Origin of the sequence: Actinosynnema mirum DSM 43827 (genome assembly GCF_000023245.1) — a bacterium.
In the GTDB taxonomy this organism is placed as follows: Bacteria; Actinomycetota; Actinomycetes; order Mycobacteriales; family Pseudonocardiaceae; genus Actinosynnema; species Actinosynnema mirum.
Genome location: NC_013093.1, coordinates 4,240,391 through 4,256,873, shown reverse-complemented (window position 1 = coordinate 4,256,873; position 16,483 = coordinate 4,240,391). Strand labels below are relative to the sequence as shown.

16 protein-coding genes and 1 pseudogene are annotated in these 16,483 nt (G+C 73.2%); 7 read left to right on the top strand and 10 right to left on the bottom strand.

What is annotated here, in order from left to right; translation table 11 throughout:
* Window positions 1-43 precede the first annotated feature (43 nt).
* On the top strand, window positions 44-1,591 hold the full coding sequence (locus AMIR_RS18135; RefSeq protein WP_015802414.1) for a hypothetical protein: 1,548 nt from the start codon (window positions 44-46) through the stop codon (window positions 1,589-1,591).
* A complete protein-coding gene (locus AMIR_RS18130; protein WP_041836837.1) occupies window positions 1,576-1,935 on the top strand; it encodes a hypothetical protein in 360 nt (119 codons plus the stop codon). The genes AMIR_RS18135 and AMIR_RS18130 overlap by 16 nt, the downstream gene beginning before the upstream one ends.
* A gap of 260 nt (window positions 1,936-2,195) precedes the next feature.
* Here the strand turns inward: AMIR_RS18130 and AMIR_RS18125 are convergent, their stop codons facing one another.
* The 3 genes from AMIR_RS18125 to AMIR_RS35885 all read right to left on the bottom strand — a co-directional run bounded on the left by AMIR_RS18125 (window position 2,196) and on the right by AMIR_RS35885 (window position 5,336).
* On the bottom strand, window positions 2,196-4,097 hold the full coding sequence (locus AMIR_RS18125) for a M48 family metalloprotease (RefSeq protein ID WP_015802412.1): 1,902 nt from the start codon (window positions 4,095-4,097) through the stop codon (window positions 2,196-2,198).
* On the bottom strand, window positions 4,078-4,524 hold the full coding sequence (locus AMIR_RS18120; protein ID WP_015802411.1) for a hypothetical protein: 447 nt from the start codon (window positions 4,522-4,524) through the stop codon (window positions 4,078-4,080). Before AMIR_RS18120 ends, AMIR_RS18125 begins: the two co-directional genes overlap by 20 nt.
* A 170-nt stretch (window positions 4,525-4,694) precedes the next feature.
* Window positions 4,695-5,336 (bottom strand): DUF998 domain-containing protein, encoded by a 642-nt coding sequence (locus tag AMIR_RS35885; RefSeq protein WP_162945384.1) that lies wholly within the window; start codon window positions 5,334-5,336, stop codon window positions 4,695-4,697.
* Window positions 5,337-5,663: 327 nt separating this feature from the next.
* Between AMIR_RS35885 and AMIR_RS43230 the strand changes: the two are divergent.
* The 3 genes and pseudogenes from AMIR_RS43230 to AMIR_RS18100 all read left to right on the top strand — a co-directional run.
* A pseudogene (locus tag AMIR_RS43230) lies at window positions 5,664-5,975 on the top strand (SAM-dependent methyltransferase); the annotation flags it as partial.
* 500 nt (window positions 5,976-6,475) lie between these two features.
* Entirely contained in the window at window positions 6,476-7,036 is a 561-nt protein-coding gene (locus AMIR_RS18105) for a DnaB-like helicase C-terminal domain-containing protein (protein ID WP_041836834.1), read from the top strand.
* Window positions 7,037-7,269: 233 nt separating this feature from the next.
* On the top strand, window positions 7,270-8,112 hold the full coding sequence (locus AMIR_RS18100) for a hypothetical protein (RefSeq protein WP_015802409.1): 843 nt from the start codon (window positions 7,270-7,272) through the stop codon (window positions 8,110-8,112).
* A 111-nt stretch (window positions 8,113-8,223) separates the two neighbouring features.
* Here AMIR_RS18100 and AMIR_RS18095 read toward each other — a convergent pair whose 3' ends face one another.
* From AMIR_RS18095 to AMIR_RS18085, 3 genes are read right to left on the bottom strand one after another with little or no spacing between them, the layout of a single operon-like run.
* Window positions 8,224-9,063 carry a hypothetical protein gene (locus AMIR_RS18095; protein WP_015802408.1) on the bottom strand — a complete coding sequence of 280 codons (840 nt, stop codon included), beginning with the start codon at window positions 9,061-9,063 and terminating at the stop codon, window positions 8,224-8,226.
* A gap of 40 nt (window positions 9,064-9,103) precedes the next feature.
* Window positions 9,104-9,979: a class I SAM-dependent methyltransferase gene (locus AMIR_RS18090; protein WP_015802407.1), complete on the bottom strand. Its 876-nt coding sequence runs from the start codon at window positions 9,977-9,979 to the stop codon at window positions 9,104-9,106.
* Window positions 9,980-10,032: 53 nt separating this feature from the next.
* On the bottom strand, window positions 10,033-11,307 hold the full coding sequence (locus tag AMIR_RS18085; protein WP_015802406.1) for an MFS transporter: 1,275 nt from the start codon (window positions 11,305-11,307) through the stop codon (window positions 10,033-10,035).
* Between the two features lie 233 nt (window positions 11,308-11,540).
* On the opposite strand from AMIR_RS18085, the gene AMIR_RS18080 reads away from it, so the two are divergent.
* On the top strand, window positions 11,541-11,936 hold the full coding sequence (locus AMIR_RS18080; RefSeq protein ID WP_015802405.1) for an Imm1 family immunity protein: 396 nt from the start codon (window positions 11,541-11,543) through the stop codon (window positions 11,934-11,936).
* Window positions 11,937-11,954: 18 nt separating this feature from the next.
* Here the strand turns inward: AMIR_RS18080 and AMIR_RS18075 are convergent, their stop codons facing one another.
* Genes AMIR_RS18075 through AMIR_RS18065 form a run of 3 tightly spaced genes read right to left on the bottom strand, consistent with a single transcriptional unit; the run spans window position 11,955 to window position 13,766 of the window.
* On the bottom strand, window positions 11,955-12,299 hold the full coding sequence (locus AMIR_RS18075; RefSeq protein ID WP_041836831.1) for a TroA family protein: 345 nt from the start codon (window positions 12,297-12,299) through the stop codon (window positions 11,955-11,957).
* Between the two features lie 21 nt (window positions 12,300-12,320).
* Window positions 12,321-12,797, bottom strand: coding sequence for a nuclear transport factor 2 family protein (locus AMIR_RS18070; RefSeq protein WP_015802403.1), 477 nt, complete (start codon window positions 12,795-12,797; stop codon window positions 12,321-12,323).
* A gap of 39 nt (window positions 12,798-12,836) precedes the next feature.
* Window positions 12,837-13,766, bottom strand: a complete 930-nt coding sequence (locus AMIR_RS18065) for a LysR family transcriptional regulator (protein WP_015802402.1) — start codon at window positions 13,764-13,766, stop codon at window positions 12,837-12,839.
* An 82-nt stretch (window positions 13,767-13,848) separates the two neighbouring features.
* Between AMIR_RS18065 and AMIR_RS18060 the strand changes: the two genes are divergently transcribed.
* Entirely contained in the window at window positions 13,849-14,397 is a 549-nt protein-coding gene (locus tag AMIR_RS18060; RefSeq protein ID WP_015802401.1) for a sugar O-acetyltransferase, read from the top strand.
* A gap of 46 nt (window positions 14,398-14,443) precedes the next feature.
* On the opposite strand, the gene AMIR_RS18055 is transcribed toward AMIR_RS18060, so the two are convergent.
* Window positions 14,444-16,234, bottom strand: coding sequence for an AMP-dependent synthetase/ligase (locus AMIR_RS18055; RefSeq protein ID WP_015802400.1), 1,791 nt, complete (start codon window positions 16,232-16,234; stop codon window positions 14,444-14,446).
* Between the last annotated feature and the right edge of the window lie 249 nt (window positions 16,235-16,483).

Here is a 16,483-nt window from a genome sequence, read left to right as displayed (position 1 = left end):
CAGTGCAGGTTCACCGCACATCGCACTCAGGGGAAGTGTCGAGATGGCCTTGAACGAGCCGTGGACGGGAAGAACGGCCTGCGCGCTGCAATCAGCGTTGCGCCTGAGCAACGAGGCGTTCGCCGAGCACTTGGGCATCGCCCCGCGCACCGTCGCGGCCTGGCACCAGAAGCCGGACCTCAAGCCGCGCTCGGAGATGCAGCAACTCCTGGACACCGCGCACGCCAGAGCCGACGAAGCCGCCCAGTCCCGCTTCACCGCGCTGACCACCACGACGCTCGACCTGCCGGAGGGCGCGGCGACCGACGCCGAACTCCGCCTCACCACCGATCCCACGATCACCGCCGCGCTCGACTGGCTCGACCAGCACGCAGTGTGGGAACCGGGCACGGCCCGCCGCGAGGTAGCCGCCCGCCTGGCCCACCTCGACGTCCCCGCGCTGCACGACCGGGGAGCCCGCCGCAGCCGTGTCGACCAGCACGCCACGGCCCGCGCGCTGGCGGACTACTACGGCGCCACCCCGGACCACGGCCGCTACACCGCCCGCTTCGGCACGACCACCGCGAGCACCACCATCCTGACCCGCCCGGAGTGGCTGGACCTGGACTGCCCGCTCACCGCCACGCACGACCGCCTGAAGCTGACGGCCGTAACCCCTGTCCAGCCGCCGACGATGGATCAGGAGACCGCCGGACGTGCCGCCCAGCGGTTGGCCGAAGTGCTGGCGCTGGGCAACCGCATGGTGAACATGCCGCTGTTCCGGCTGCTCGACGTGGACGTGTCCGAGCCCGCTATCGGCGGGACCCTGGGCGTGACGAGCTTCGTGGAGTACGCGGTGACGGTGGACCTGCTCGAAGCCGAGCTGTCCGACGCGCTCACCACCGGCACCCCGACCCCGCTCCGGGACACCTACCTCCCCGACCTGCCCGCGGTCCTGAACGTCGCCGACCGCCTGTGCGCGGGCGGCGCCCTCGCGCTGACCGCGATCGCACGCCCGGCGGACCCGTTCCGAGGCCCCGCGGACTACCTCCTCCTGATCCAGGAGCGCTCAGGCCACGTCATCAACGCCGCGCGCCGCCTGGCCGTCATCCCCAAGGGCTTCCACCAGCCGCTCACCGACTTCCGCGCCGACGCCCGGATCGGCGCGACGCTGCGCCGCGAGCTGGAGGAGGAGCTGTTCGGCCGCGCCGACATCGACAACACCGTCGGAGAGCAGCGCCACGCCGACCCGATGCACCCGAGCCGCCTGTCCGAGCCGATGCGCTGGCTCCTGCTGACCCCGGACCGCCTGCGCGTCGAGTGCACCGGTTTCGGCCTGAACCTGGTGAGCGGCAACTTCGAGTTCGCGAGCCTGGTCGTGATCGACGACGAGGGGTTCTGGACCCGCTACGGCGGTGAGGTGCAGGCGAACTGGGAGTCGGCGTCCCTGCGCCGCTACTCCAGCCGTGACGGTGACCTGCTGCAAGAGTTGGCCAGCGATGCCGCGTGGAGCAACGAAGGGTTGTTCGCGCTGCTCCAGGGCTTGCGCCGCCTCCGCGAGATCGGCGGAGAACGCGTGGACGTGCCGCCGATCGAATGGGAGACGCAGTGAGCAACTGGCAGGCCGGGAACGCCGCCGAGGACGCGAGCGAGACGCGCGGGTGGCTGGTCGGGCACTTCATCGACCCGGCGCAGGGCGTGCGCTCGCAGAAGGACGTGGAGGTGAAGTGGTTCCACCACCCGGCGGGCGACAAGCGCGCCGAGTGGACCTCCGACGACCAGCGCACCACCCTGGTGTTCCTGATCAGCGGCAACTTCCGCGTGGACCTCACCGAGGGCGGCAAGACCATGACGGCGCAAGGCGACTACATCATGTGGGGACCGGGCATCGACCACTCGTGGGAGGCCCTGGAGGACTCCGTGGTGATGACTGTCCGCTGGCCTTCGCAGACCTGAGCGACCTGTCCCACCCGTCCTGGGGATGCCACGCTGAGGTGTCCGCCCGTCCCGCAGCCGGGACACCTTGTTGAAGGCTTTGAACAGGTAAAACGTCCGACTGTGACGTTGGGACACCTCATCTGACCACGTCCTGCAAGGCGCAAATCGGCTCCCGAATGAGCTTCTGAGACGGCAGTGGGGGAGCTGGGACAGCATGTGACGCAGGCGTTGGTTCTCGGGGGGGCGGGCGGGCGGGGCCGCGCGGCCCCGCCCGGAGGTCACGTCCGGCTCGGCTCCACCACGGGCTCCCGCGCGACCGGGGTCCTGTCGCGGGCGGCCGTCAGCGCGGCGGCGACGGCGGCCGTGAGCAGCAGCAGGAGTGCCAGGTGCGCTGTTGACTGCTTCAGCGCCAACCACACCACGTGCTGCGGTTGGCCGAACTCCAGGGTGAGCGCCAGCGCGGTCAGCGGTGTCGTGACCCACGCGCCCGCGACGCCCTCGGCGATCCCGGCCCGGCCGGCGGCCACGACCCGTGCCGCGAACACCACCAGCCCGGCGGCGGTGGCCAGGACGGCGTTCAGCAGCAGGTGGTCCAGCGCGTTCTCCTCGGTGGCCTCGCCCGCCAGCGCCAGGCGGGGCACGGCGGCGAGCACTGTCACGGCCACGGCGAGCAGCAGCACCCGCACCCGGCTTCCGACCGCCGTGCGCCAGGCCAGCGCCGCGACGACCAGGTTGCCCGCCAGCAGCGCCAGGAACGGCGTGTAGGTCAGCGACAGCCACACCCCGACCAGCCCACCCAGCTCGATCATGGGGCGGAACGAGAAGACCGCCTCCAGCACGCCGGTGAACAGCAGCGCCGCGAGCGCGCCTGCCCACCGGGGCGAGCCACCCGGCCGGCACCGGTGCCACAGCGCGGCGGCCCCCTCGCACAGGGCGGTCGCGCCGATCAGCGTGACGACGGTGAAACCCCAGGTCCACGCGGTCGCCGGCTCGATCAGCGGGGTGCCCGTGCCGATCAGCGACAGCGCCATGCCCACCACGACCCCCAGCGGCAGGCCCAGCGCGCTCGTGAGCCGGTCCCGGACCGGCCGGACGTCCGCCGTCGTGCGGGAGCGCCACACCGTCGGGCCCCAGGCGCAGCCCAGCAGCACCCCGGGCACGAGGGCCAGTGCCAGCGTGGTCACCCGCAGACCCGCGCTCGGCAGCAGCGCGGACTGCACGAAGTGCGACAGCAGCGGCTGGACGAGCCCGGCCAGCGCGCCGAACGCGAACCCCTCCGCCGCGCGGACGTGCCGCTCCACCTCGCCGCGCGCCAGCACGTCCAGCCGGTGCCGGGTGGACGGGTGCAGCGCGGCCAGCGAGCGGAACCACGGGCGGGGCTGGTCCACGGCCCTGCGCAGCAGCGCGTCCAGCCCGGTGGTGGAATCGCGGGTGGACAGCAGGTCGGCCGCGTGCTCGCGCGAGCGCAGCACGCTGCGCGACACCACCCAGACCAGCGCCAGCAGCAGCGCCGCGCGGACCGCGTAGTCGAGCGCGAACGACGTCTCCGACCTCAGCCACGGCAGCGGCAGCGGCAGCACCACCGGGGTCGCCCACCACACCGCCCTGGTCAGCCACACCCGGTCGACGTCACCGGCGGCCACGTGCGCGCACTCGTGCCGCAGCAGCGCGGACGCCTCCGGCCTGGGCAGCGCGAGCACGCCGTAGGGGAGCACGATCCGCACCCGGCCGCCCGCCCGGACGGTGAACGCCTCCCGGCAGGTGGAGCCGAACTCCACGACGGGGACGACCCGGCCGCCCAACGACCGCACCGCCTCGGCGGCCTCCTCCTGCCAGCGCGCCCCGGCCGCGCGGGTGATCCCGGCCCGCCGGTGCAACCGCGCGGGCAGGCGCCGCAGCACCACCCACCCGAGGGCCGCGGCGAGCAGGGCGAACAGGAAGGCGAACGCCGTCCGCGCCTGCTCGTAGGGCGCTCCGCAGCGCTGGAACCCGGCCGCCCGCTCCAGGGGCGGCAGGTCGGACCCCGCGTTCACGCACGCCTTCAGCGCGGTGCCGAACCACTCGCCGAACGCGGTGTAGAAGATCAGGTTGCCCGAGTACACCGCCGCCGTGAGCAGGACCGCCACCAGCAGCGCGTACCGGGCGCGCGGAGCGCCGGCCTCACGCGGTGGGAGAGTCATCACGGCCTCCCAGCTCGCGCACGACCTGCTCCGCCACCGCGCGGGCGACCGGCTCGGCCGCGCCCAGCCCGGTCAGGTGCACGGTGATCACGACCGTCGCCTGCTCGGCCTCCTCCGCCGCGGGCGCCCCGCCCCGGCCCCACACCCGCGACAGCCACCGCCGCCCCGCCGACCAGGCGTCCTCGGCGGCCTTCTCCACGAGCACCCCGCCCGCCGCGCTCACCGCCGCGAGCACCCACGGCGTCACCGCCGCCAGGTCGATCCCGATCCCCACCGGCGCGCCCAGCCGCACCCCGCGCACGGTCCCGTCCGGGTCGGCCCGGTAGGCCTCCACCAGGTCCTCGAACGCCTCCAGCTCACCCGCGTGCCACCGCGTCACCACGGCCCGCGCCACCGCGACCGCCTCCGCCGACAACAAATCCGCCATCCGCCCCGCCCCCTGCCACGCTCGTCCACGGGGCGCTCGACTGATCGAGGAAGAACGCTATGCGCCCGAATGTGGAATTCCCTGCCGGTATTTTCTACTGCGGGAAGGTAGCGCTTCCGGCGTTCGGGGAAAAGCTTCGGGAGGGGACCGGCATACGTGTGCAAACACCGTCAAACCTGAGGTGGGGGGACTGCGGCGTCCCGTTTATCGGTGCTTTCCGGGACGTCGTCAGACTGCGATTCCGCCTTTGCGGGAATAAGCCGTGGTGTTGCCGCGATGGCCAGCAGCAGACCCGCCTGGGCGAACACGGTGATCCGCTCGAAAAGCCCTCGCGCCACCCCCAGCGGGGAGGCGGTCAGGTGGCTCACGCCGAACAGCAGGGCGGTCACCAGCACCAGCAGCGACAGCCGCACCACCGTCCGCGCGTGCCCGGTCGCCCCCGCCCACCGCGCCACCTTCCACCCCACCACCGGCAGGCTGGCCAGCAGCGCCCCGCCCGCCAGGCGGTGCACGTCGCCGGAGAAGGTCGACTCGCCGTCGGCGTTCGACGGGAACACCACGCACAGCACCGCCCCGCCCTGCCAGGCCCGGAACGCCCACGAGCGCGGCAGGCCGGTGAGCGCGGCCGTGCCGCCGATCGCGAGCAGGAGCACGCACAGCGCGAACCACGGCGCGCTCGACGGGTGCAGGGCGTAGTCGCTGATCACGTCCGCGACCGGGTCGCCGGGACCCAGCGCGGACAGCAGCAGCAGGATCGAGGCCGCGCCGGTCAGTGGCAGGACGACACCGGGTCTGAGCTGAGCGGGAGGCACGGGGTCCATGCTCCCGGCCTTCGGTGATCGCCCGGTGAACAGCCGCAGGTCTTTCGGCGGCTTTCCCGAAGCGTCCACAGCGGACCGGGGCCGGCGTTCGCCCCGCGGTGTCCCGGCGATCACCCGTGCGGCCGAAGGGAGGTGCGGCTGAGTGGTTCCTGGTGCTGCCCGGCGGGTGGTTCGCGGCGGGCGCGCGGGTGAGCGCGCTGGCCCCGCGCCCTCCGGCGCTCGACGCTGGGGCGGTCGACCCGATTCACCCCCGATCCCGACGTGCTCACCGGTCCGCCGCACGAGCGCCAGCGGCGGATCGCGCGGGAGCTGCACCGGATGGAGAGCGCGCAGGCCGACCTGGTGCTGTCCGCGCTGGGCGAGGTCCCCGCGAGCGCCGGGGGCCTGGACGCGGGATCGGGCCGGGGCGGGACCACGTTCATGGCGCACGACCGGTTCGGGTGCGCGGTCGACGGCGTCAACTTCTGCTCCCACCACGTCGAGTTCGCCTCGGACCTGGCGCGGCGGCGCGGGTGCGGCGACCGGGTGCGGTTCCACCGCGCCAACATGGTCGCGACGCCGTTCGCGGACGGCGCGTTCGACCGGGTGATCACCAACGAGAGCACCATGTACGTGGACCTGGACGAGGCGTTCGCCGAGTTCGCCCGGCTGCTGCGGCCCGGCGGGCGGTACGCGCCGGTCACCGGCTGCCACAACGACGCGGTCACCGGGCGCGCGCCGGAGGGCGAGGCGATCGACCGGCACTACGACTGGCCGCATCCACCGGCGCAGCGCCTACTTCCGGGCACTGGCCGACCACGGCCTCGCACCGCTGGAGGTCACCGACCTGACCACGCGCGCCATCCCCTACCGGGAGCTGCGCGCCCGCTCCGACCTGCGCACCGGCGTGGAGACCGCGTTCCTCGACGGCTACCGGAGCGGGCGGGTGAACTACCTGCTGGTCGTGGCCGAGCGGGTGGTCGACGGGTGACCGGGGCAAGCGCGTTGTACCGAAGCGGGATCGACGAACGATGCAGATCGTCGCAGAGGTCCTGCGTGGGACCGAAGCTTTCCCGGGCAGGCCGGGGACCGCACCTGTTCCAGGGGGAGCACTCGCCTTCCCGCCCGCAAGCCGAGCACGGCAACGGGACTTGGCAGAGATCGAAGCCACCGTCCTCTTGGCTGACTGGCTGCAGCCCGCCATCGACGTGGTCGACGCGGTGGCTTCGCGGCTGGGCGGCGAGGCGCAGGGGGTGCCCACCGGCTTCGCAGACCTGGATATCCTGATCACGGGCTTGCACCCCGGTTCGCTCACGGTCATCGGCAGCAGAACCGGAGCGGGGCGCAGCACGTTGTTGCTCGACTTCGTCCGCAATGCCGCGATCAAGCACTCGATGTGCTCGGCGCTCTTCTGCCTGGATCAGACCGGCTTGGACGTCGTCCAGCGCGTTCTGTGCGCCGAGAGCAGGATCAGGAGCGACGACATGCGCGGTGGCCTGATGTCGGACGGTGACTGGACCAGGCTCGCTCGCAGGGTGACCGAGGTGCACGACGCGCCCCTGCTGCTCCACCGACCGGATCTTCACAACCGGGACGATCCCCGTGCGGGCGAAGCCGATGTGATCGTCGCCGAGCACCGGAACGGCCCTGCGGCGACAGTGGCGATCGCGCACCGGTTGCACTACAGCCGCTTCATCAACCTTTCCGGGTAGCGCGGAGCCCGGAACGTCCGCGTTGTCGGAAGGAAAGCATGACGAGTGCGAACGGCCCGTGCGGCACGCCCGGATGCGTCGGAACGTCGCGGTGGCCGAGGCGTGGTCGAGCCGTCGGTTTTTGCGACGACTGCTTGACCGCGCTGGTGGCCGCTTGCGGCGCGACCACGATCAGGCTCGGGGACACTTCCCGCGACCGCTTTCGGACCCGGCACGACCCCTGCGGAGCTGTGGTGGACGTGTCGCTGCCCATGATCCGACGTGGTGGCTGGACGTGCCAGATGTGCAAGTGGATCGAACTCGGCCCCCGCAACCGCCTGCTCGGAGCTGTCACCGAGCACTGGTCGGTGGCGAGGCAGGAGCAACTCCTGCTCGCAGCCAACATGCGTTCCCTGCTGCCGCTCGGCGACGCCGACGGTGACGAACCGGTCAACTACGAGTGCCTGGAATGCGGAGGTGCCGCCGCTGACCACATCTTCGGCATCGCTGAAGGACTTCGGCTGTCCTGGCTGCCTTGCGCGCACTGCGACGCGGCGCGTTTCAAGCCGACCACCACGAGGATCTCCGCACGACTGGACGTCCTGGGCCTGCGGCTGCTGCAGGACTACAGCGGTGATCCGGGGGAGGCCCTGAAATCCGTGTGCCGTCGCTGCGACACGGCCCGCAGCGTGTCGTGGACGGCGATCTGCGCGGGAGCGCCTCCCTGCCTGCGCTGTGACGGCGCCCGCCTTAACCCCAGCGCACCACACCGCGTCTACCTCTTCCACTTCCCCGACCTTGGTGAGGCGGGCGTCTACAAGGTCGGTATCACCCACTGCGCCAACGACAACCGCCTGCGCGATCACACCCGCAACGGCGGCCTGCTGCTCGGTGTCGCCCAAGTGGCGGACCGGGCTACGGCGCTGCACGTCGAGCGCCTCATTCTCGACCACTATCAGGCACTTGCCCCGGTGTCGCTGCGAAGAGACCTGTTGCCCCAGGGCGGAGCCACGGAGTGCTGGGCGGCGCACATCGGCTTCCCTGATTTGCGTGAGGCTGTCGAAGTACTGGCGTCCGGGGTGGGGAACGCGCGGTGAACAGCGCCTCAACCGAGATGGATGCGCAGCGCAGCACTTCCAGGTGAGCTGCACATCCGCCTCGGCGCGTGTCACGAGTTCGCTGTTGGCGTCCCACCTGGCCAGGGGGTGTCAGTCCTCGCCCGGCCCCCGCACCAGGTGCGCGAACACGGGCGCCAGGCGCTCGGGGACGTCCTCGTCCAGCTCCACGTCCAGGGTCTCCAGCTGCCGCAGCACCGGCAGCTCGGCCAGGGTCTCCAGCAGGTCCTCGTCCTCGTCGAACTGCGCCCGGCTGATGTCCAGGCGCCGCAGCGCCGGGTAGGCCTCCGGGGTCAGCATCTCCAGCTGGCCCGCCGGGCAGAGGCCGCCGAAGACGTCGTAGCCGATCTCCGCCGTCAGGGTCACCACGCCGGGCGCGCGGTCGGGGAACAGGGCGCCGATCGCGAACGGCGCGCCGATCACGTGCAGGTCGGTGACCGTGGTCGAGCCCATGTCGTCCAGCAGCAGGCCGCCCCGCAGCGTCAGGGCGCGCAGCGCGGGCAGCGCGGACCACAGGTCCACCGCGCTCTCGTGCGCGAACCCCTCGTTCAGCTTCTCCAGCGGGTTGAACCGGCGGCCGGTCGACGTGGTCGCGTGCTCGTACAGGAGCGTGAAGTCGTGGCCGAAGCGCAGGTCCACCAGGTGCTCGCGCCCGCGCGAGGCCAGCGCCGCCGCCGCGCGGGCCGCCGAGTGGTGGAAGTCGGTCAGGTGCAGCTCCAGGCTGGTCAGGTCCGCCGACTCCGGGGCGGTCAGGAACGCCTCCAGCAGGACCGACTCCCACTGCTCGGGGTCGGACGCGTCGGCGCCCAGCGCCTCCACCAGTGCCCGCCGGTCCGGGTTGGGGGCGAGCCGGAACACCGCGCCGGTGATCCGGTCACCGGTCGTGGTCAGCTGCCAGGAGCCGTCGCTGCGCAGCGCGTCGAAGTCGGTCACGGCGGCATCGTAGGCAGTGGGTCCGACGATTCCGGGCGGGTCACCGGCCCCCGTGCTGGAAGTGCCAGACCAGCAGCGCCGGGGAGCCCGCGTGCGCGGCCCGCGCGGCCTCAGGGACGAGGGCCGCCAGGGACCAGGGCCAGCCCTCCCACGGGCCCAGCGCGGCCTCCCCGGTGACCGAGGGCTCGGTGGTCGGCTCCGCGCAGCCCAGCACCCGCAGGCCGAGGGGGAGCGCGGCGCGCAGGTAGTCGCCGACCCGGTGGCGGTGCGCGGACAGCCTGCCGGGGCGACCGGCGGCGTCGCGGACCTTCGGCACCGAGCCGAGCAGCACCCGCTCCGGGTGCACGTCGGACAGCACCAGGTGACCGCCCGGCCGCAGCACCCTGGTGAACTCGGCCAGCACGGGGCGCAGGTCGGGCACGTGGGTCAGCGCCAGCGCGCACACCACCAGGTCGGTGGACGCGTCCGGCACCGGCAGGCGGTGCAGGTCGCCGCGCGCGAACACCGCTCCGGGGACCCTGGCGCGGGCCCGCGCGAGCATGTCGGGCGAGCCGTCCACGCCGACGACCCGGTGCCCGAGCCCGGCGAGGCGGGCGGTGTGGCGGCCGGTGCCGCACGCGGCGTCCAGCGCGTCACCGGGCGGCAGCGCGTCCACGATCCCGGCGACCAGGGGCTCGTCGAGGTCGAACGAGGTGTTCGGGGAGTCGTAGGTCGGCGACCACAGGCGGTAGCCGCTGACCGCGTCCACCCGCTCGACGTCCACGCCCGCGCCCGCCAGCGAGTCGTCCGCGAGCAGCGCCCGGACCTCGGCGATCCGGGCCTGGGCGAACTCGCGGTCGTGCTCACCGGCGTACGCGCGCAGCAGCGCGAGCCCTTCGAGACCGAGCAGGTAGGCGCGCGGGTCCTCGTGGTCCATCCCGCGGACGCTAGCGACGCGTGCGCCCTGCGGTCAGGCGGTTTTTCGGCCCGTCACACCCGCGCGGTCGCCGCCTGGAAGCGGTTGAGCAGCCCGGCCGAGGCGATCACCGCCACCGCCACCAGGGGCATCACCAGCGCGGTGGCCGTGCCGCTGTCCTCGGCCAGGTAGCCGGTCAGGCTGGAGGCCGGGGCCTGGCCGATCACGATCGCGGTGCTCGCCATGGTCATCACCGTGGCGTTGCGGCCGACCGGGGCCAGGTCCGAGACCAGCGTGTAGAGGGTGACCAGCAGCGGGCCGATGCCCGTGCCCGCCACCGCCAGCGCGAGCGCCATCACCGGGATCGAGGTCGCCAGGTTCAGGCCGACCGCGCCGATCAGCGCGAGCGCGGCGAACACCAGCCAGCGGTCCCGCAGCGCGAACCGCGCCGGGAGCATCCCGGCCAGCAGCGCGCACACCGCCGAGCCCAGGCCCATGGCGCCGTAGACCAGACCGGCCTGCTCGGCGTCGCCGTGGTCGGCCATGAACGAGGTCAGCGAGGTCAGCACCGAGCCGAAGAACAGGCCGATGCCGACGATGCCCAGCAGCACCACCAGCAGTGACGGGCGGAACAGGTCGCTCACCGGGTCGGGGGTCACCCGGTCCTCGGGAGCGGGCTGGGCGGCGGTCGCGCTGGGGTGCAGGGCGAACGAGCACACGGCCACCAGGGTCAGCGCGGCGGCGGCGATGATCGGGGCGGCGGGGGAGAAGGCGGCGGCCAGGACGCCGACGAGGGTCGGGCCGAAGACGAACGTCATCTCGTCGGCGGCGGACTCGTACGCCATCGCCGCGTTGACCGCCTTCGGGCGGGTCTCGCCCTGGGTGCGGCGGGTGACCAGGCCGACCAGGCGGCTGCGCGACATCGGCGGCACCTGCGGGGTGGTCGCGCCGACCAGGAACGCCGCGACCAGGACCGCCGCCGAGGGCAGCGGCGAGTAGGCCAGGACGACCAGCGCGGTCAGCGCGGCGCTGGTGGCGACGCCGGTGGCCAGCAGCACCCGGCGCTGGCCCCACCGGTCGGCCGCCGCGCCGATCAGCGGCCCGAACACGGCCATGCCGACCCCGGCGGTCGCCGAGGTGAGGCCGCCCAGGCTGATCGAGCCGCGCGCGGCGACGACCAGGGTGAGCACGCCGACGACGGTCATGGCGTAGGGGAAGCGGGCCACGAGGGCCAGCGGGAAGAAGGAGGCCCCGGCGGAGTCGAACACGGCGCGCGCGACCGAGGGGGACTCGGCGGGTGCGGGGGCCTGCGGGGACTCGTCGAGCAGGGCGACGGAACGCGTGGTCATGGTGACGTGCTTTCACGAGGCGGGACTGGACCAGTGCCGCCTTACCCCGTGACACGGGGCAGGTAGATACACACCACGGCTTCCGCCCGTCGACGCGGCGGGGTGCGCGCGTGCGGGGGTGCCGCGTGGGCCTTTCGGCTCCGGGACCACTGTGCCACACGGAGTGGAACCCGCGTACCAGATGTTGTGCGGTTCACTCTGCCGTGACGGTGACGTCCTGCGTCGGAGTGAACGTGACGGAATTGGTGGCCTGGTACTACCCCGGTCAGACGGTCGACGCGGAGCTGCGCGGGCCGCAGGACGTGGACGGGGTGCTGGACGACCTCGTGCGGGTGGGCGGGCCGGTGATGGCGCAGCTGTGGGACCGGTCCGACCCGGCGTCGACCCTGCTGAACGTGGGGGTGGACGGGCCACGCGGGTGCGGGCTGCTGTGCCACGTCGACGGGGACGAGGTGTGGATCAGCGAGGGGACCGGGGAGCCGGGGCGGTACCTGATGATCGGTCTGGACTGGGACCACCCGGCAGGCGTCGAGGTGCCCCTGGCGGTGGTGCGGGCCGCCGTGCACGAGTACGCGCGCGGGGGTGGACGGCGGCCCGGCGGGGTCCGGTGGCGGCTCGGCGCCGAGTAGGCGTGGCGGGCGTGGGCGCTAGCCGTGGATGGCGGCGGCCAGCTTCTCCACGGCCACGGCGTTGAGCGGCCCCAGGTAGAGGCTGTCCGAGACGGTCACGCCGGTCCTGGTCCTGGACGCCTCCCAGGCGGGGAACTTCGCGAACAGCTCCTCCGCCATGGCCCGCCCGTCCTCACCGGCCTGGTAGACGCCGACGACGAGCACGTCGGGCAGGCCGTTGCTGTTCATCATCGACATGCCGGGCAAGACGATCAGCACGCTCTTCGGGTCTTTGCCCGCGACCTTCGCGGTGGTGGCGGCGACGCGCTCGCGGGCCGCGTCGACCAGGTCGACCGCCTCCCGCGGCACGTCGAAGATCCGCACGACGCGCGCGATCGGACCGGGTCAGCGGTCCCCGGCCAGCACCGGCTTGACACCCTCCGGCAGCAGCGGGGGCAGGCCCGTCGTCCAGAGCGCATCGTGGGACAGGGCGCTGATCCGCCAGCCCTCGGGCGTGCGGCGCAGTTCGGCCCGCCAGTGGCCGCCGACCTGGAAGAGCGGGTTCGCGTCCGCGCCGCGCGAGCGCAGGGTGCTGTCCAGGTGGACGTGCGTCATGAGCGCGTTCCACGTCACCGCGACGCCTTCCGCCTCGTCCACCAGCAGGTCCGAGGACGTGTGCTGGGTGCGGGCGAAGCGGCGGATCGACTCCTCCACGTGCGCGGCCACCGCCGTGACGCCCTCGGCGGAGCCGATCGGGGAGGACAGGGTGGCGTCGTCGGTGAAGTGGTCCTGCGCCCAGCCATCGGGGAACTCCCGCACGTCCATGGCGCGGAAGAAGCGGCTGACGAGGGCGTTGAACTCGGTGATCTCGTTGTGGTCCACGGGGAGCAGGGTGGTACCTCGATCTAGCTGGAGGTCAACTCAGGCCCAGCTCGGCTCCCAGACCGGTTCCGGCGCACGCGCCCGTCCGGCCGTCAGGAACGCCCGCAGGTCGGCCAGGCCGGGATGGTCGTTCACCGTGGACCAGAGCAGGCGGTGCGGGTAGACCGGCGTCGGGTCGCGCAGCGGGATGCGGCGCAGGTCGTAGACGGCGGGCCACAGGTAGTGGTCGCCGGAGCCGACGATCGTGGCGTGCTCCGCCGACCCCGCCAGCACCTCCAGCAGCGCCTCGTCGCCGAAGTGCGGGCCCGCGCCGTCGACCGCCGCGCCGAACGCGCCCGCGAAGTCCCGGTAGAACCGCGCCCACTCGGTTCCCGGCCTGATCCCCGGCACCCACACCCGGTGCCCGGCCAGCTTCACCGGGGCCAGCTCCGCGCGGTCGGCCAGCGGGTGGCGGGGGCCGACCAGCAGCTCCAGCCCGCTGTCCACCGCCCGCGCCGTCCGCACCCCGTCCGGCAGGTCCGCGCGCGCCAGGGGCACGGCCCGGAACGACGCGTCGACCGCCCCCGCGCGCACCGCCTCCAGCGCCCCGCCCAGGTGGTTCTCCGGCAGCGTCACCACCTCCAGCGCCACCTCGGGGTGCGCGGCGTGGAAGGCCCGCAGCGCGGTGGACGGCGCGGTGCGCAGGTTCGGCACGTCCACCCGCAGCACCCGGTTCTCCGGCCGCACCGACCGCGCCGCCCGCTCCACGGCCCGCAGCACCGCCCTGGCGTGCGGCAGGAACACCGCGCCGTCCAGCGTCAACCGGACCCCTCGCGGCGTGCGCGCGAACAGCGCCACCCCGACCGCGCGCTCCAGCGCCCCCACCCGCTTGGACACCGCCTGCTGGCTGATCCCCAGCTCCACGGCCGCGTCCCCCAACCTGCCGGACTCGGCGGCGGCGACGAAGGCGCGCACGTTCTCAACGTCCACCGGCCCGCCCCAACCCCCGGTTGTGGCGCTCGGGCGCGCCGGTTGTTGGTCCGCGGCGCCCGGCCGCTGCTGGGATCGGCACATGAGCAGCCTGCCCAGAGCGCGCACCCACGTCCACACCGCCGAGTTCGCCCGCGTCGCGGAGCGGATCTTCGAGGTCACCGACCTCACCTCGCGGCTGAACTCCTTGCCCTACAACAGCACCGAGGAGCGCGCCGCCCTGCACGCCAAGATCTTCGGCCGCCCGCTGCCCGAGTCGGTGCGGGTCCTCCCGCCCTTCCACACCGACTGCGGGCTGAACACCGAGTTCGGCGAGGACGTCTTCGTCAACCACGGCTGCGCCTTCTACGACCGGGGCGGGCTGCGCATCGGCGGCGGCGTGATGCTCGGGCCGCGCGTCACCCTGATCACCTCCGACCACCCGGTGCCGCCCGAGGACCGGCGCGCGTTCACCGAGGAGGCGCCCGTGGTGCTGGAGGACGGGGTGTGGCTCGGGGTCGGGGTGACCGTGCTGCCGGGGGTGACGATCGGGCGCGACTCGGTGGTCGGGGCGGGCGCGGTGGTCACCAGGGACGTCCCGGCGGGCGCGCTCGTCACCGGGGTCGCGGCCTCCGTGCGCCGCAGGTGGTGACGCGGTGCGGGAAACCCTTGACGCGCAAGGTCTTCCCGCACCCGACTCACCCGGCGTAGCAGGCCTCCACCTCGTCGGCCCAGCGTCGCACCACCACGTCGCGCTTCACCTTCAGCGACGGCGTCAAACACCCGTTCTCCTGGGTGAACTCCACCGGCAGCACCCGGAACCTGCGCACCGACTCCGCGCGTGACACCGCCGCGTTCCCGAGGTCCACCGCGCGCTGGAGCTCCGCCAGCAGGTCCGGGTCACCGGACAGCTCCTCGACGGTCGCCTCCGCGGACTTGCCCGCCGAGCGCTTCCACACCGGGAAGTGCTGCTGGTCCACGGTCAGCAGCGCCGCGACGTAGTTGCGCCCGTCGCCCACCACCACGGCGTTGCCCACCAGCGGGTGCCCGCCGATGCGGTCCTCGATGGCGGCGGGGGAGACGTTCTTCCCGCCGCTGGTCACCAGGATCTCCTTGCTGCGCCCGGTGATCACCAGGAAGCCCGCCTCGTCCACGTGCCCGAGGTCGCCGGTGGTGAGCCAGCCGTCGTCGAAGGTCGCCGCCGTGGACTCCTCGTCCCGCCAGTAGCCGCCGAACACCGTGGGCCCCTTGACGAGCACCTCGCCCGCGTCCGAGATCCGCAGCGACATGCCGGGCAGCGGCCTGCCCGCCGTGCCCGCGCGGAACGCCTCGGGGGTGTTGATCGTGGCCGTCGACGTGGTCTCGGTCAGGCCGTAGCCCTCCAGCACGGTGATCCCGGCGGCCCGGTAGAAGTGCACCAGTCGGGGCGACAGGGCCGCGCCGCCGGAGAGCACGTGCTCGCACCGCCCGCCCAGCGCGGCCCGCAGCCTGCGGTACACCAGCCGGTCGAAGGCGGCGTGCCGCAGCCGCAGCCCGAGACCGGGGGAGTCCGCCGACGAGTGCGCCACCGCGACCTCGGTCGCCGCGTCGAACACCTTGCCCCTGCCCGAGTCCAGCGCCTTCTGCCGCGCCCCGTGGAAGATCTTCTCCAGCACGTACGGCACCGCGAGCACGAACGTCGGCCGGAACGTGGCCAGGTCCGCCACCGCGTCGCCGACCTTCGCGGTGTGCCCCAGGGTGACCCCGGCCCACACCGCGCCCACCTGGAGCATCCGGCCGACGACGTGCGCCAGCGGCAGGAACAGCAGGGTGGACGCCTGCGCCGCGCCGCCGTCGCCGAACAGCGAGCCCAGCACACCGACCGCGCCCCTGGCCTCGGCCAGGAAGTTCCCGTGCGTGAGCACGCACCCCTTGGGCCTGCCGGTGGTGCCCGAGGTGTAGACGATCGTGGCGGGCTCGTCGTGCCCGGTCTCCCGGCAGCGGTCCAGCACCTCGGCGTCGGGGACGTCCGCGCCCGCGACCGACAGCTCCGCGGGGGCGTCGTCGATCCGCCACACCGGGGCCTGCCTCCCGGCCTCGGCGAACGCGTCCCGCACGTGCCGCTCGTGCTCGTCGGTCTCCACGACCGCCGCGCTCGCCCCGGAGTCGGCGACGATCCAGGCGACCTGCTCGGCCGACGAGGTCGGGTAGACCGGCACCGACACGGCGCGCGCGGCCCACACCGCGAAGTCGAGCAGGGTCCACTCGTAGCGGGTCGACGCCAGGATCACCACCCGGTCGCCGGGCTGGACCCCTGAGCTGACAAGGCCCTTCGCGACCGAGACGACCTGGTCGCGGAACTCGCGCGCGGTGACGGGGGTCCACCCCGAGGCGCTCTTGCGGCGGAACGCGGTGGAGTCGGGCGCCCGCTCGGCGTTGACCTGCACGAGCTGGGCGAGACCGCCGTCGACGGGCACGGCGGGAAGGGGCGCGGTGGTGACCTCGCGCATGGGTGGTGACTCCTCGGGCTGAACACGGGGACCGGGGGTCGACGCACCCGCGCGTGCGGGTGCGGACCGGGATGGGAGGGGAGCGTAACGGTTGCCAGAAAACAAAAACTGTGATCGTCATCACGGCTCAAGGGTTGCTCAAGAACCTGTGAGGAAGTGGTCGGAAAATGCCCTCCACCTGCGAATTCGACCTTCGGCCTGCACCGCTCCGGGAATCCTTTGCCTTTTGATGCAACCCTGCTACCGTTC